Source organism: Solirubrobacter ginsenosidimutans (assembly GCF_027587205.1).
This window is the reverse complement of the sequence record NZ_JAPDOD010000002.1, coordinates 89,728-103,841: the sequence shown is the minus strand read 5'-3', so window position 1 is coordinate 103,841 and position 14,114 is coordinate 89,728. Positions and strand designations below refer to the sequence as shown.

At 71.0% G+C, this 14,114-nt stretch carries 18 protein-coding genes; 14 read left to right on the top strand and 4 right to left on the bottom strand.

What is annotated here, in order from left to right; genetic code table 11:
• Window positions 1-3: 3 nt before the first annotated feature.
• Window positions 4-873 (bottom strand): FG-GAP repeat domain-containing protein, encoded by an 870-nt coding sequence (locus OM076_RS02960; RefSeq protein ID WP_270037889.1) that lies wholly within the window; start codon window positions 871-873, stop codon window positions 4-6.
• A gap of 98 nt (window positions 874-971) precedes the next feature.
• On the opposite strand from OM076_RS02960, the gene OM076_RS02955 reads away from it, so the two are divergent.
• The 9 genes from OM076_RS02955 to OM076_RS02915 all read left to right on the top strand — a co-directional run bounded on the left by OM076_RS02955 (window position 972) and on the right by OM076_RS02915 (window position 7,119).
• Entirely contained in the window at window positions 972-1,907 is a 936-nt protein-coding gene (locus OM076_RS02955) for a PfkB family carbohydrate kinase (protein ID WP_270037888.1), read from the top strand.
• 53 nt (window positions 1,908-1,960) lie between these two features.
• On the top strand, window positions 1,961-2,233 hold the full coding sequence (locus tag OM076_RS02950) for a hypothetical protein (protein ID WP_270037887.1): 273 nt from the start codon (window positions 1,961-1,963) through the stop codon (window positions 2,231-2,233).
• A 13-nt stretch (window positions 2,234-2,246) separates the two neighbouring features.
• Window positions 2,247-2,813, top strand: coding sequence for a dCTP deaminase (dcd, locus tag OM076_RS02945; RefSeq protein ID WP_270037886.1), 567 nt, complete (start codon window positions 2,247-2,249; stop codon window positions 2,811-2,813).
• 13 nt (window positions 2,814-2,826) lie between these two features.
• On the top strand, window positions 2,827-3,048 hold the full coding sequence (locus OM076_RS02940) for a hypothetical protein (RefSeq protein WP_270037885.1): 222 nt from the start codon (window positions 2,827-2,829) through the stop codon (window positions 3,046-3,048).
• Between the two features lie 70 nt (window positions 3,049-3,118).
• The gene (locus OM076_RS02935; RefSeq protein ID WP_270037884.1) at window positions 3,119-4,447 is read left to right on the top strand and encodes a citrate synthase; all 1,329 of its coding nucleotides are present in this window, start codon (window positions 3,119-3,121) and stop codon (window positions 4,445-4,447) included.
• A gap of 59 nt (window positions 4,448-4,506) precedes the next feature.
• Window positions 4,507-4,998 carry a GNAT family N-acetyltransferase gene (locus tag OM076_RS02930; RefSeq protein ID WP_270037883.1) on the top strand — a complete coding sequence of 164 codons (492 nt, stop codon included), beginning with the start codon at window positions 4,507-4,509 and terminating at the stop codon, window positions 4,996-4,998.
• A gap of 90 nt (window positions 4,999-5,088) precedes the next feature.
• Window positions 5,089-6,294 (top strand): GAF domain-containing protein, encoded by a 1,206-nt coding sequence (locus tag OM076_RS02925; RefSeq protein ID WP_270037882.1) that lies wholly within the window; start codon window positions 5,089-5,091, stop codon window positions 6,292-6,294.
• A 103-nt stretch (window positions 6,295-6,397) separates the two neighbouring features.
• Window positions 6,398-6,799 carry a hypothetical protein gene (locus tag OM076_RS02920; RefSeq protein ID WP_270037881.1) on the top strand — a complete coding sequence of 134 codons (402 nt, stop codon included), beginning with the start codon at window positions 6,398-6,400 and terminating at the stop codon, window positions 6,797-6,799.
• Entirely contained in the window at window positions 6,796-7,119 is a 324-nt protein-coding gene (locus tag OM076_RS02915) for a hypothetical protein (RefSeq protein WP_270037880.1), read from the top strand. The genes OM076_RS02920 and OM076_RS02915 overlap by 4 nt, the downstream gene beginning before the upstream one ends.
• Here the strand turns inward: OM076_RS02915 and OM076_RS02910 are convergent.
• Window positions 7,109-7,753, bottom strand: coding sequence for a M48 family metallopeptidase (locus OM076_RS02910; protein ID WP_270038346.1), 645 nt, complete (start codon window positions 7,751-7,753; stop codon window positions 7,109-7,111). The genes OM076_RS02915 and OM076_RS02910 overlap by 11 nt on opposite strands.
• Window positions 7,754-7,809: 56 nt before the next feature.
• Here OM076_RS02910 and OM076_RS02905 point away from each other — a divergent pair, with 56 nt between their 5' ends.
• From OM076_RS02905 to OM076_RS02895, 3 genes are all read left to right on the top strand, one after another.
• Window positions 7,810-8,106, top strand: a complete 297-nt coding sequence (locus OM076_RS02905) for a hypothetical protein (RefSeq protein ID WP_270037879.1) — start codon at window positions 7,810-7,812, stop codon at window positions 8,104-8,106.
• A gap of 45 nt (window positions 8,107-8,151) precedes the next feature.
• Window positions 8,152-9,471: a sensor domain-containing diguanylate cyclase gene (locus OM076_RS02900; RefSeq protein WP_270037878.1), complete on the top strand. Its 1,320-nt coding sequence runs from the start codon at window positions 8,152-8,154 to the stop codon at window positions 9,469-9,471.
• A gap of 84 nt (window positions 9,472-9,555) precedes the next feature.
• Window positions 9,556-10,524: a hypothetical protein gene (locus tag OM076_RS02895; RefSeq protein WP_270037877.1), complete on the top strand. Its 969-nt coding sequence runs from the start codon at window positions 9,556-9,558 to the stop codon at window positions 10,522-10,524.
• Here the strand turns inward: OM076_RS02895 and metF are convergent.
• Together metF and OM076_RS02885 are read right to left on the bottom strand one after the other, a co-directional pair.
• Window positions 10,514-11,422, bottom strand: a complete 909-nt coding sequence (metF, locus tag OM076_RS02890) for a methylenetetrahydrofolate reductase [NAD(P)H] (protein ID WP_270037876.1) — start codon at window positions 11,420-11,422, stop codon at window positions 10,514-10,516. The genes OM076_RS02895 and metF overlap by 11 nt on opposite strands.
• A gap of 9 nt (window positions 11,423-11,431) precedes the next feature.
• On the bottom strand, window positions 11,432-12,436 hold the full coding sequence (locus OM076_RS02885) for an MBL fold metallo-hydrolase (protein ID WP_270037875.1): 1,005 nt from the start codon (window positions 12,434-12,436) through the stop codon (window positions 11,432-11,434).
• A gap of 26 nt (window positions 12,437-12,462) precedes the next feature.
• Between OM076_RS02885 and OM076_RS02880 the strand changes: the two genes are divergently transcribed.
• Both OM076_RS02880 and OM076_RS02875 read left to right on the top strand, forming a co-directional pair.
• Window positions 12,463-12,816 carry a hypothetical protein gene (locus OM076_RS02880; RefSeq protein WP_270037874.1) on the top strand — a complete coding sequence of 118 codons (354 nt, stop codon included), beginning with the start codon at window positions 12,463-12,465 and terminating at the stop codon, window positions 12,814-12,816.
• Entirely contained in the window at window positions 12,816-13,892 is a 1,077-nt protein-coding gene (locus tag OM076_RS02875; RefSeq protein WP_270037873.1) for an aminopeptidase, read from the top strand. The genes OM076_RS02880 and OM076_RS02875 overlap by 1 nt, the downstream gene beginning before the upstream one ends.
• Window positions 13,893-14,114: the final 222 nt, after the last annotated feature.

The window sequence follows — 14,114 nt, the reverse complement described above, 5'->3', positions numbered from 1 at the left end:
GCGTCAAGTCGCGATGGCGATGTGCGCCGCGGACGGGCCGAACGGCATGAAGAAGGCCTTGGTCGTGAGCGTCGCGCCGTCCACGACGCGGATCGTGGAGCCGGAGGCGACCGTGACGCTGCCGTCGCCGGAAGCCACCGTGGCGCCGCCGAGCGAGCCCGCGTCACCGGCGAGGAACGACCGGACGAGCGTCGAGCCGGAGAAGACCCTCACGTATGCGGGCGCGCCCGCACGGGGGACGGTGACGAGGTCCGCATGGCCGTCGCCGGTCGCGTCGCCGGCGGCGACGTCGACGCCGCCGGCCGGCGACGGTCCGTAGGCGAAGAACGAGCGCAGCGTGGTGCCGGTGGCCGAGAAGACCTTCACGTGGGTGCCCGCGGCGGTGGCGATCTCCGCGCGCGCGTCGCCCTCGAGATCGCCCACCGCGACGGCGACGGTGCCGGCGTAGTCGGCGCCGTACGGAGCGAAGGTCCGCACCAGCGCGCCATTGCGCCCGTCATAGACGCGCACGGATCCGTCCGCGAGGACGATGTCGCCGCGACCGTCCCCGGTGATGTCGCCCACGTCGATGCCGCCGGCGCCGAAGCCGCGGCCGAGCTGGATGGTCCGAAGCGTGGCGTTCGTCTTGCCGTCGCGGACGACGACCTGCTGGGCGCCCTCGAACACGAGGTCGTCGACGCCGTCTCCGTTGACGTCGCCGGTCGCGACGTCGACGATCGGCGAGGAGACGCTGAACGCGGCGAGCTTGACGCCCGTCAGACTGAACTGCGAGGCGATCGGGGTGCCGGTCCGGCCGGCCAGGATCGCGGCGGAAGCCGAGGAGGCGGGAACGAGGAGCGCGGCGATCAGTACGGCGGGGAGAGCGAGTTTCATGGCGCCCACCCTCTCGTTTGCCGCGCCGCACGACCTTGGTGGCCGCCACACCCGTTTGGTCGGTTGTCCGCCGTAACGCCGCTAGGCTGCTGCGCCCTATGTCGCTCACCGTGGTCGGATCCATCGCTTTTGACGCCGTCGAGACCGAGGGCGGCAAGCGCGACCGCCTGCTGGGCGGCGCCGCCGTGCACTTCTCGCTCGCCTCCTCGTTCCTCGCCGAGACCCGCATCGTCGGCCCGGTCGGCGACGACTTCGGTGCAGCCGAGTACGCCGTCCTGCACGACCGCGGCGTGATCACCGACGACGTCGAGCACGTGCCGGGCGGGAAGACGTTCTTCTGGGCGGGGCGCTACGAGCGCGACGTCAACATCCGCCACACGCTGCAGACGGACCTCAACGTCTTCGAGACGTTCGAGCCGAAGCTCTCGCAGGCGTCGCGCGACGCCGACGTGCTGTTCCTCGCGAACATCCAGCCCGACCTGCAGCGCGCGGTGCGCGAGCAGTGCGCGGGCGCGCGTTTCAGCGCGCTGGACACGATGAACCTCTGGATCGACATCGCGCACGAGTCGCTCGTGAAGACGATCAAGACGGTCGACTGCCTGATCGTCAATGACGGCGAGGTCAAGCAGCTCACCGACGAGCCGAACCTCGTGCGCGCCGCTCGCGCCGTGATGGAGCTGGGCCCGAAGGTCGTGGTCGTCAAGCAGGGCGAGTACGGCTCCGCGATGTACACGCCCGAGGGCGTCTTCGGCCTGCCGGCCTACCCGACGGCCGACGTCGTCGATCCCACCGGCGCCGGCGACACCTTCGCCGGCGGCTTCATGGGCTACGTCGCCGCGCACGCCGACGAGGAGATCAGCGACGGCCTGCTGCGCCGCGCGATGGCCTACGGCACGGCGCTGGCGTCCTTCAATGTCGAGGCGTTCGGCACCGAGCGGATGCAGACCCTGACGCCGGACGAGGTCAACGAGCGGGTGCAGGAGCTCGCGCGGGTGACGGTGTTCGACGCGTCTCCGGTGCCGCTGCGCGCCTGACGCGCAGCGTTGGCGCACAGGCGGGGTGAAGCGGCGTACCATCCGCATTACCCGTGGGCTGGACGATGCTGTACCTGTTCGTGTTCCTGAAGCTGCCGATCGTGGCGGCCTGCTGGATCATCTGGTGGGCGGTGCACCAGAGCACCGACACCGACGACGTGCCCGCGGACGGCGGGTCCCCGCGCCCGCGGCGCCCGCACCCCCGTCCGCGCCGCCCGCGCCCGCCCCGCAGAGGCGGCCCGGTGTGCGGTGCGCGCGTCGCCACTCCCCCGCCGCGGATCCGCTCCGTGACGGCGGCCGGGCGCGCCCGCGAGCTGCATCAGTAGCCTTACGCGCCTCGTGACCGCCTCCGTGCTCTCGGACGGCACGATCCGCCGACTCGTCGAAGACGGCCGGATCGTCATCAAGCCGTGGGACCCGTCGCTCGTGCAGCCGGCGTCCATCGACCTGCGCCTCGGGAACACGTTCCGGGTCTTCAGCAACCACAAGGTCCCCGCGATCGACCTCCGCGACGGCCCACCGCCCGGTCTGACCGAGGAGGTGGTCGCCACGCCGGAGGAGGGCTTCGTCATCCACCCCGGCGAGTTCTGCCTCGGGCGGACCGAGGAATGGGTCGAGCTGCCCGACGACATCGTGGCCCGGATCGAGGGCAAGTCGTCGCTCGGCCGCCTCGGGCTGATCGTGCATGCCACCGCCGGGTTCATCGACCCGGGCTGGAAGGGCACGCTCACGCTGGAGCTCAACAACCTCACGCGGGTGCCGATCCGGCTCTATCCGCACCTGCTGATCGCGCAGCTCTCGTTCATGACCCTGGACCAGCCGGCGGAGCGGCCGTACGGGTCCGCCGAACTCGGCTCGCATTACCAGGGGCAGGTGGCGGCCACCGAGAGCCGCTACATGCGGTAGCTTCCCGCGCGTCATGTTGCTGCTTCTGCAAGCCGCCGAAGAGGCCTCTGAGCCCTCCAAGACGCCGTTCTACATCCTCGCCAGCTGCCTGGTCGCGTTCGCGCTGATCCTGGCGGCCATCGGAACCGCGCGCCATGAGACGTTCCCGCCGACCCGGAGCGCCCAGCGCGCCATCATCGGGGTTGGCGTGTTGCTCGTCGCGGGAACGATGTTCTGCGCGGTCATCACGGCGTAACGCGAGTCTCGACGCCGCCCCGCCACAATGGGGGGTACGAGATTTGGACCTCCCCCTCCAGAGGAGCGAAATGGGTACCGAGGAGCAGAGCGAGAACGGCGGCGGCGTGGCCACCGCCTCCGATTCACTGACGATCACCGACAATCGAACCGGCAAGTCCTACGAAGTGCCGATCGAGGACGGGACCGTACGCGCGACCGCGCTGCGGAACATCAAGGTCAACGAGAGCGACTTCGGGGTCATGACCTATGACCCCGCCTTCATGAACACCGCGTCGTGTCGCTCGGCGATCACGTACCTGGACGGCGAGGCCGGCGTCCTGGAGTACCGCGGGTATCCGATCGAGCAGCTCGCCGAGCACTCGACGTACCTCGAAGTCGCTTATCTGTTGGTCCACGGCGAGCTGCCCAATCAGAAGCAGCTCGACGAGTGGACGCACGAGATCACGATCCACACGTTCGTGCACGAGAACGTCCGCAGCTTCATGCAGGGCTTCCGCTACGACGCGCACCCGATGGGGATGCTGCTGGCGTCGGTGGGCGCGCTGTCGACGTTCTACCCGGACGCGAACAAGATCCACGATCCGGAGACCCGCTACCTCCAGATCATCCGCCTGATCGCGAAGATGCCGACGCTGGCGGCGTTCGCGTACCGCCACAACATGGGGCAGCCGTACGTCTATCCGGACAACGACCTGCGCTACCCCGGCAACTTCCTCTCGATGCTGTTCAAGATGACCGAGCTCAAGTACGAGCCCGATCCTCGCCTCGAGCGGGCGCTGGACGTCCTGTTCATCCTGCACGCCGACCACGAGCAGAATTGCTCGACCAGCGCCGTGCGCGCCGTCGGCTCGTCGCAGGTGGACCCGTACTCCGCGGTCGCCGCGGGCATCGCCGCGCTCTACGGCCCGCTGCACGGCGGCGCCAACGAGCAGGTCCTGCGCATGCTGCGCCGGATCGGCACCAAGGAGAACATCCCGGACTTCATGCAGGGCGTGAAGGACGGCAAGGAGCGCCTGATGGGCTTCGGGCACCGGGTCTACAAGAACTACGACCCGCGCGCGAAGATCATCAAGAAGGCGTGCGACGACGTCTTCGAGGTCACCGGCGTCAACCCGCTCCTGGAGATCGCGCTCGAGCTCGAGAAGATCGCACTCGAGGACGAGTACTTCGTCAAGCGCAAGCTCTACCCCAACGTCGACTTCTACTCGGGCCTGATCTACGAGGCGCTGCACATGCCGGTCGGCATGTTCACGGTGCTCTTCGCGATCCCCCGCACGAGCGGCTGGATCTCCCAGTGGCTCGAGATGATCGACGACAAGGAGCAGAAGATCGCCCGCCCGCGTCAGATCTACACGGGTGAGCGCGAGCGGGAATACGTGCCGCTCGACAAGCGTTAGGGCTTTGTAGAGCTAGCCCTACTTGTGGTGAGTGGGGCATGCGTTGCATCATGCAACGCATGCTCCACTACCTGCTCGACGGCACGCTGGTCACGATCCGGCCGATCGAGCCTGGAGACAAGGGGCTGCTCGCAGAGGGCCTGCGCCGGCTCACGCCGGAGACCGCGTACAAGCGGTTCCTGAGCCCGAAGGTCCGGTTCAGCGACGCGGAACTGGCGTACCTGACCGAGGTCGACGGCCACGACCACATCGCGTACGTCGCGGTGATCGACGAGCAGCTCGTGGCGGTCGGGCGCGTGGTCAAGACCGCGCCGGACACCGCCGATCTGGCGATCGTGGTCGGCGACGCGTGGCAGGGCCACGGGCTCGGAAGCTGGCTGGCCCGGCTCCTGGCCGCGCACGCGGCGATCGAAGGCGTGACCCGGATCGCGGGCACGATGCTGGCCGACAACCGGCCGGCGTTGCGGGTGATGAAGCAGGTGAGCTCGGACATCGTGTACGACGACCTCTCGCATGGCGTGCGCGAGATCGTCACCCGCCTCGCCGCCTGACCCGCTCGCGACAAATCAGGTCTTCCACGGATGTCTCATTTGCGAGGACCGTTCCTCAAGCAGCGTTAAGCGGGGGCCGATTGATGGGCAGTGAGCCGCCATCGCAGGATCAGCGCGCTGCTCGTCGACGTGCCCGCCGGACACGCGGCGCAGTTGTCGCGCGTGCTCGACGACGCGGGCTGGACGGCTCGAGCGGTGCCCGTGCAGGGCGCCGAGGCGCTCTCCGCCGCCTTGCAGCGGCGCGGGTGGGACGCGGTGCTCTACGGCGGCGACGGACCGTTGGCGGTGCCGTCGCGCAAGGCGCTTGAGATGGTCCGGCTCGCCGATCCGCACCTGCCGTTCCTCGCCGTCTCGCCGCGCATGCGGCCGGGCGAGCTGGCGGCGATCCTGCGCGGCCTGCCGACCGGCGTGCCGACCGTCCCGGACATGGCGCAGCTGCCGGCGGTGCTGACGCGCGAGCTCGAGCAGGCGCGGATGCGGCGGCGGGTGGGTGGGGCGCACAAGCTCCTCGGCGCGCAGCAGGCGATCGCGGATCACCTCGCGGCGGGGCTGGAGCCGAGCGTGCTGTGCGATCGGGTGCTCGCGACGCTCTGCTCGGCGCTCGGGTGGACGTTCGGCGCGGTCTGGCGGCCGGACGGCTCGATCCTGCGCTGCACGTCCGTGTTCTCGGCACCGGGCGCCCGCACGCCCGTCGCCGAGCTCGCGTCCGCCACCCACGAGCAGACCTACGCCGCCGGCCAGGGACTCGCCGGGCGCGTGTGGGCGTTCCGCCGTCCCGTCTGGGTCGCCGATCTCCCGGGCGAGGCGGTCCGCGCCGGCCTCGTCACCGCCGTCGCGTTCCCGATCGCCCTCGGCGACGAGTGCGTCGGCGTGATCGAGCTCTACGCGCCCGACGCCCGCGAGCCCAACGCCGAGGTCTCCGCGCTGTTCGCGACCGTGGGCGGGCAGCTCGCCGCCTACTTCGCCCGCCGCCGCGTCCGCGCCCGCGCCCGCCGCAGCTTCGACGGCGCCGCTGCCCTCATCGTCGCCCTCGACGCCGACGGCCGCGTCGAGATCGCCAACGGCACCGCCTCCGCCGCCTTCGGCTTCGAGGAGGACGACCTCGTCGGCCGCGACTGGTTCGCCGTCGCCGTCCCCGAACCCGACCGCCCCGCCGCCCGCGCCGCCTACGCCTCCCTCCTAGACGGCACCGCCACCACCCTCCCCGACACCCCCGGCATCACCTGGCGCTGGTCCCCCTCCCGCGACCCCCACGGCAACGGCCTAGGCGCCCTCGGCTGGGGCGAACCAACCTAAAGGGACAGTCCCTTTAGGTTTCTGCGGCCGACCGCCTGGCGGCTCTGGCCGGAGGCGAAGGTAAAGGGACAGTCCCTTTAGGTTTCTCACTACTCTGGTGGGAATGCGCCGCCTTGGGCTGGGACTGCTGGTCGCCGCCGTGTTGGCGGGATGTGGGTCGGACGAGGCCACGCAGGCGGGTGGGCCGACGGGACAGCTCGCGAGCTTGGTGGTGACCGTCGATGACGACGGCGCGAAGGGCTCGGGCCAGCCTCGCGAGCTCAAGCTCGACTGTGCCAAGCCGACGGACAGCCAGGCGTGTGGGGCCGCGGCGGGCATCTCGGCCGCGGACCTGCAGAAGACCGGCGGCGACGTGGCTTGCACGCAGATCTTCGGCGGACCCGAGCAGGCGACGATCAAGGGCACGATCCGCGGCGATGCGGTGGACGCGACCTTCACGCGCACCGACGGCTGCGAGATCGCGCGCTGGGACGGTGTGAAGGCGTTGCTGGACGAGGTGCCTTGAGCTACCGGTTGACGGTCCGGCGCGGGCCGGCGATCGAGAAGGACAAGCGGGAGACGCTGGGCGAGGCGATCGATCTGCTCGAGGCGTACGCGGAGACCGCGACCCGGCGCGAGGCGGTGGACTTCGTCAGCCGCCGCTACGAGCCCGGCGATCTGGTGGCATTGCGGATCGAGCTCAAGGGCGACGGCGTGCGCGCCGGGCTCGACATCCACGGCGACGGCTCCGCGGTCGCCTGGACCGGCCGGATCGGCCGCACGATCATCGAGCCCGAACACGGCGAGAGCCCGCTCGCCGCGCTGCGCCGCACGCTCACAGCGTGAGCGTCGACCCGTAGCGCTTCAACCAGGCGGAATGCTCCCGCCAGCGCGGGGAGCGCGACGCGAGCAGCCGCCAGAAGCGCGGCGAGTGGTCCATCACCTCGATGTGGGCGACCTCGTGCTCGACGACGTAGTCGAGGATCTCGGGCGGCGCGAGCAGCAGCCGCCAGTTGAAGGACATCCCGCCCGACGAGGAGCGCGACGCCCAGCGGGTGCGCTGACCCCGGATCGTCAGCCCGCTGTAGCTCGTGCCGGCGCGGGCGGTCGCCGCGTCCAGGCGGGGAGCGATCTCCAGCCGCGCCTGACGCCGGTACCACCGCTCCAGCGCCTCGCGCGGGTCACCCGCGGGCACCAGCAGCTCGTCACCGCGCCGGTGGACCCGCTCCCGCCCCGCCTCGGGCACGAGCCGCAATGTCTCGCCCAGGTAGGGCACGGTGCCCGCCTCGCGCTCCATCTCCGAGACCGCCCGCGCGACCGCGCGCTTGCGCCGCTCGATCCACGGACCCAGCTGCCGGACGGCCTCCTCGGCGTGCCGCTCGGGAGAGCGCCGCGGGAGCACGACCTCGACCTGTCCATCGTTGTCCACGCTGACCCGGATGCGGCGAGCGCGATCGGAGCGGCGGATGCGATACGGCATGGACACGGCGGTCCACGAGGGTAGAGCGCCCTCCGGATGCGATCATCCGGCCCGACATGGACGAGACACGGGTCCCCCTACCGCCGGGTGTGCGCGAGCCGTTCACGGTCTACGTGAACGGCGTCAAGCAGGAGTTCGGGCGCGATTATCGCGTCGCCGACGGCGCGCTCGTGTTCTCGCGAGAACTGATCAAGGAAGGAAAACTCGGCTTCTGGCGATGGTTCTGGGGCGCATGGGGTATCGGGACCTACAGGCGCAACGACCAGATCGATATCGCCTGGGAGCAGGACGGCCATCCCCAGGTGGCCCACGCTCTCGACATCGAGCCCAGCACACCGAAAACCCGCCCCTAGACGGACGCTCATGCAGGTCCTCAGGGTGGCCGATGAGACTTGCGGATGCCCCGATTCTCCAAGCCCGACACGCGCGTGCACGACGCCCTCCGGCGTATCGGACCCCTGCCCGTGCTCGGCGGGACGGTCGCCCGCATCCGCACACTCGCCGACGACCCCAACGGCTCCACCAGCGACCTCGTCGCGGTGATCGAGTCCGACGAGGCGTTCGCGGCCAACCTCCTGCGCTACGCCAACTCGGCCGCCAACGCGCGACCGATCCGCGCGCGCACGATCCGCCAAGCGGTCACCCTGCTCGGCCGTCGCGCTGTCGTCCGGGTGGCGCTCGAGGCCGCCACCTACCGCTTCCTGGAGCGCTTCCCGGGCGGTGCGCACCTCAGCCGCGGCCAGCTGCACGTTCACGCCGTGACCGTCGCCGCCTACTCCTACACGACCGCCGAGCTGCGCGGTGCCCACACCGACACCGCCCACCTCGCCGGCCTGCTGCACGACGTCGGCAAGCTGCTGATGCCCGCGGCGTTCGGGGTCGTCGCGCTGGAGGAGATCGCCGCCGAGGAGCCCGTCGGCGCCCCGCGCGCGGCGCTAGAGCGCAAGCGCCTCGGCCTCGACCACGCCGCCGCAGGCGCGCTGCTGGTCGGCCTGAGCGAGCCCGACGACGCGGTCACGAAAGCCATCGCCTACCACCACGGCGGCCCGACCGGTCTCGCCTCCCCCACCCGCGAGGCCGCCTGCGTCCAGATCGCCGACTCGATCGCCCACCTGCTGGCGGGCAACGAGATCGACCGCACGCTGCTCGGCATCGCGCTCGAGAAGCTCGACGCGAGCACTGAACTGCTGGACGAGGTCGCCGAGCGCGCGGGCGTCGCCCCGGCGGGCGCCACCGGCGATCTCTCCGAGGCCGTCGGGCGCCTGGAAGCCATCGCCCACACCGACGACCTGACCGGCCTGCACAACCGCCGCAGCTGGATCGACGCCGTCCAGCGCGAGCTCGCCGCGGGCTCCGACGGCACCCTGCTGGTCTGCGACGTCGATGCCTTCAAGAGCATCAACGACACCCACGGCCACCGCTCCGGCGATCTGGTCCTGACCGAGGTCGCGCGGGTGCTCGCCCGCCACGGCGTCGCGGGGCGGCTCGGCGGCGACGAGTTCGGGGTGTGGGTGCGCGGCAGCCAGGAGATCGGCCGCGCGACGATCAGCGCACTGGTCGACGAGGTCGAGGGCTCATTGCCGGTCGAGCTCGTCACCGCCGACCCGCCCGTCGGCCTGTCCGTCGGCGCCGCGGTGACCACCGAGGGCGCCGACGTCATGGAGCTGCTGGAGGCCGCCGACCGCGACCTCCCTCGGGAGCGCCGCACGACCTCATAGGCGCAACCTGTCCGGCCGCAACGCGTTCCGGACGGGCATATGCGCAAAGGACTACCAGCACTCGCAACCGGCCTGATCGGTCTGGTGGCCTTCACCGCGACGGCGCACGCCGCCCAGCGGATCCCGCTCGCGATCGGCTCTGACGGGCACAGCCTGACCGCCTCGTCGGGTCAAGGTCAGCGCCTCGCCGTCGTCGTGAGCCGCCGGACCACGACCAAGCTCGCCGTATTCGGCGCACACGACCGCTGGCGGCAGGTGACGCTCGCGACCAGGCGCCCACACGCGGTCCGGTTCGCGCGGCTCGAAGGCGGCGCCGGCCTGGTCGCGTGGGACGCCGGCGACGCGGTCCGCGTCCGCACCTGGGACCGCACCGGAAAGCTCGGGCCGCAGCGTACGGTGCTGACGGGCGTCAATACGGTGTGGGAAGGCGACACGCAGCACCCTGGGTGGGACCTGGCCAGCAATCGGTCGGGCACGGTCGCGATCGCCGCCCCGACGCTCCAGGGCGGCGTACGGGTCACGGTCCGCGAACCGGGCGAAGATTTCGCAGCCGCGCAGGACCTGCGCGCCAGCGGCGATCTGCAACCCGCCATCTCGATCACGGCGATCGCCACCGACGGCACCATGGTCGTGACGTGGCGCGACCAGGCGCCCTACCAGGACGTCGCCCCCGGTGATGCCACCGGGGCCGCCATGCGCCAGCAGCGCGGCGCGTTCGCCGCGATCGATCCGCCCGCCGCGCACGAGGACCCGAGCGTGTGGGTCGTCGAGGGATCGCGTGCGGTGCACCCCGCCGACGACGTCCTGGCGCTCTGCCAGGCGGCGAAGCAGGGCTGCCGGGATCCACAGCTGTTCACGTGGCCCGGCGGACGCCAGGTGCTCGTCTTCCGGCGCAACTTCGACCAGTCCTACACGGCCGTCCGCGGCACCGACGGCAGCTTCGGGAAGCCGCGCTTCGCGTCGGTCTCCCGGGTGCCGGTGTGGACGAGCAAGCCCGGCCGCGTGAACTTCATCCAGGCCCGCAAGGGCGCGCTGTACGTGACTACGCGGTGACGGCGCGGCGCCAGGGCGCCAGGCAGCGCAGGGCGCTGAGGATCGCGCGCGTCGAGGGCGAGCGGTTGAGCGTGTAGAAGTGGATGCCGGGGGCGCCGTTGGCGAGGAGGTCGGCGCACTGCATCGTCGCGTAGGCGACGCCGAAGTCGGCGACGGCCTCGGGCTGGTCGATCCGCAGCTCGAGCTCGCGCAGCAGGCCGGGCGGGATCGACGCGCCGCACATCTGCGTGAAGCGCTTGATCTGGGCCGCGTTGGTGATCGGCATGATGCCCGGGATGATCGGGACGTCGATGCCGGCGTCGCGCGCCCGGGCCACGAAGTCGTAGTAGACCTGGTTGTCGAAGAAGAGCTGGGAGATCAGGAACTTCGCGCCCGCGTCGACCTTCTCGCGGGTGTACTTGAGGTCTGACTCCGCGGACTCGGCGGCCAGGTGGACCTCCGGGAAGCACGCGGCGCCGACCGCGAAGTCGTAGTCGGCGCGGATCAGCTCGATCAGCTCGCGGGAGTAACGCAGCCCGCCGTCGGCCGCAACCCACTCGCTCGCGTCCACGCCCGCGGGCGGGTCGCCGCGCAGGGCGAGCACGTTCTCGATGCCGGCGTCGCGCATCCGGTCCAGCACCGTGCGCAGCTCGTCGACCGTCGCGCCCACGCACGTGAAGTGCGCCATCGCCTCGAGGCCGTGGTCGGCCTTGATCCGGCTGACGATGTCGATCGTCTTGCCCCGCTCGGCGGGTGTGCCGCCGGCGCCGTAGGTCACCGAGACGAACGTCGGCTCCAGCCGTGCCAACTCGGTGAGGGCTGTGGCCAGGTTCGCCTCGCCGTCGTCGGTCTTGGGCGGGTAGAACTCGAACGAGAAGGCCGGCTCGGCTCCGCTCGCGATCCGCTCGTCGATGCGCATCGGGGCAGTTTAGGGAGCGACCGTCCAGCGCTCGGCGGGATCCTCGCCCTCCGAGGGGGTCCTGGTGACCTCGCCGAGCACCTCGAGGTGGGTGAGCCAGGCGGTCGTCATCGTCATCTGCCAGCTCGCCAGTTCGACGGTGAAGTGCCTGCCGTAGACGGTGCGGGCGGTCTCGTAAGCGGTCTTGTCGCCGCTGCGCAGCGCGGCTCGGACGGCGTCGAGGTTGCGGGCGACGAGGTCCCGGTTGGCCTGGATGTGGCCGGCGACGTCAGTGAACGGGCGAGCGTGGCCGGCGAATGCGAGGCGCGTGTCGAGCGCGTCGGTGACGTCCAGCGAGTGCAGGAACTCCCCTACCGGATCGGGCGTATAGCCGACGTCGAAGAACTGCGAGACGCGCCCGAGCAGGTGGTCGCCGGAGATCAGCAGCCGCTGCTCGGGCTGGTGCAGGCAGACGTGCGACGGCGCGTGGCCGGGCGTCTCGACCACCTGCCACGTCCCGGCGTCAGTCTCGATCGTCACGCCGGGAAGGAGGTCCTTGTCGGCGTAGAGCACGCCCGCCTGGCCGGTCCCGTGGCCGCGACGCCGCTCCGCCCAGCGGCGCAACGGCTCCTCGGGCACGCCGCTCTGCAGCGCGACCTCGATCGTCTCGTCGAGATCGGGCGGGTGCGCGGCGTGCAGCTTCCAGGCGGGATGCATCCAGATCTCGGCTCCGGAGCGCGTGGCGATCGGCGGCGCCTGCCCGCAATGGTCGATGTGGGCGTGGGTGATCACGATCAGCTTGACGTCGCGGATCTTGAAGCCGGCCTCCTCGAGCGCCCGCTCGAGGTTGCCCATCGAGTCGCGATCGTGCATCCCCGTGTCGACGAGGACGATCCCGTTCCCTGCCTTCAGCGCCCATGCGTTGCAGTGCGGGACGTTGGGCAGACCGAGCGGCAGCCGCAGGCGCCAGACGCCCGGCAGCACCCGCTCGCCACGGCCGTGATCGCGTGTCCTGGTGGGCTTGCGGTCCCGCATCGGACCGGGACGCTACCGTCCGAGCGATGGCGAAGAAGGGCCGACGCAACGAGCGCCCGCGGGCGCCCAACAGCGCTTACCGCGACGAGCACGATTCGGTGCTCGTGCTGCGCGGCGCGCTGACGCCGGCGACCCGCGCGCAATACGCGGAGGTCGCCAAGGGCAACATCCTCTCCCAGGAGGACGCCTGGCAGCGATCGGTCGAGTTCCTCTTCGAGCGGCTGGCGGTCAGCTGGGCGATCGGCGGCGTCGAGCCGATCACGCGCCAGAAGGAGCTGCTCGCGCGGTTCCGCTTCGCCTCCGTGGACGAGCGGCGCTGGATCCGCGAGACGCTGCGCGCCCACCTCGCCGAACACTTCCCCGACATGGAGGCTCCGTGATGAACGTCGACGGCTTCGCGCGGTTGCTGACCGACTACTGCCTCGAGGTCCAGCCGGGACAGCAGATCCAGGTGTCCTCCACGACGCTCGCCGCGCCGCTGCTGCTGGCGCTGCAGCGGGAGATCCTCGAACGGGGCGCCTGGCCGCTGCTGGACGTCTCACTGCCCGGGCAGTCCGAGGGCTACTGGGCCGCGGTGACCGACGCGGCGCTGGACTCGTTCCCCTCGGCCGAGCTGGCGGCGGCGCAGGCGCTGGACGCGTCGCTGCGCATCCAGGCCACCGACAACGCCAACGCGCTGGCGTCCGTCGACCCGGCGCGGATGGCGCGCGCGGCGCGGGCCCAGGCACCGCTGCGCGAGGCGCGGGTGGCCAAGCGCTGGTCGATCACGCTGTGGCCGACGCCGGCGGCCGCGCAGCAGGCGGGAATGGGGACGCGTGAGCTGGAGGCGTTCGTCGAGCGGGCGCTGTTCCTCGATCGTGACGACCCGGTCGCCGCGTGGGGTGAGCTGCGCGCGTTCCAGGCGGGGCTGATCGAAAGGCTCGCGCCGGCGCGAGAGATCCGGATTCAGGCCGAAGGCACCGACCTGACGCTCAACGTCGAGGGCCGGACGTGGGTGAACTCCGACGGCAAGCGCAACATGCCGTCCGGCGAGGTCTTCACCGGCCCGCACGAGACGTCCGCCGAGGGCGTCATCCGGTTCACCATTCCCACGGCACCTCGCGGCGTGGTCGTCGAGGACGTCACGCTCGAGTTCCGGGCGGGGCGGGTGGTGAGCGCGAAGGCCGAGCGCGGTGACGCCTACCTGCAGGCGACGCTCGACACCGACGAGGGCGCCCGCTTCCTGGGCGAGCTCGGGATCGGCACGAACTTCGGCATCGACCGCCCGATCGGCGCGATCCTCTTCGACGAGAAGATCGGGGGCACCGTGCACCTGGCCGTGGGGCGCTCGTATCCGGAGACCGGCGGCACCAACGACTCCGTGGTGCACTGGGACATGATCTGCGATCTGCGGGCGGGTGGGACGCTCTCCGTGGACGGTGAGCCGCTGCTCGTTGACGGTCGCTTTCAGGTCTAGGGACGAACTTCAACTGCGCCGGGTGGGGGAGTGGCGCGCCGGTCGCCGTGGTGGACCGTGCGCGTTTGAGCGACAGATCGCGCGTTTCGATCAGGTTCGCACTGGTCGAGTTGGCGCGCTGGTGGGGGTGAGGAACATTTGCGTCCTCACAGGACGCATTTGTTCGTCACCCCCCTCGCGCATGACTTCGTTGCTCGCCGAAACCGATCACCGCAAGGCCCG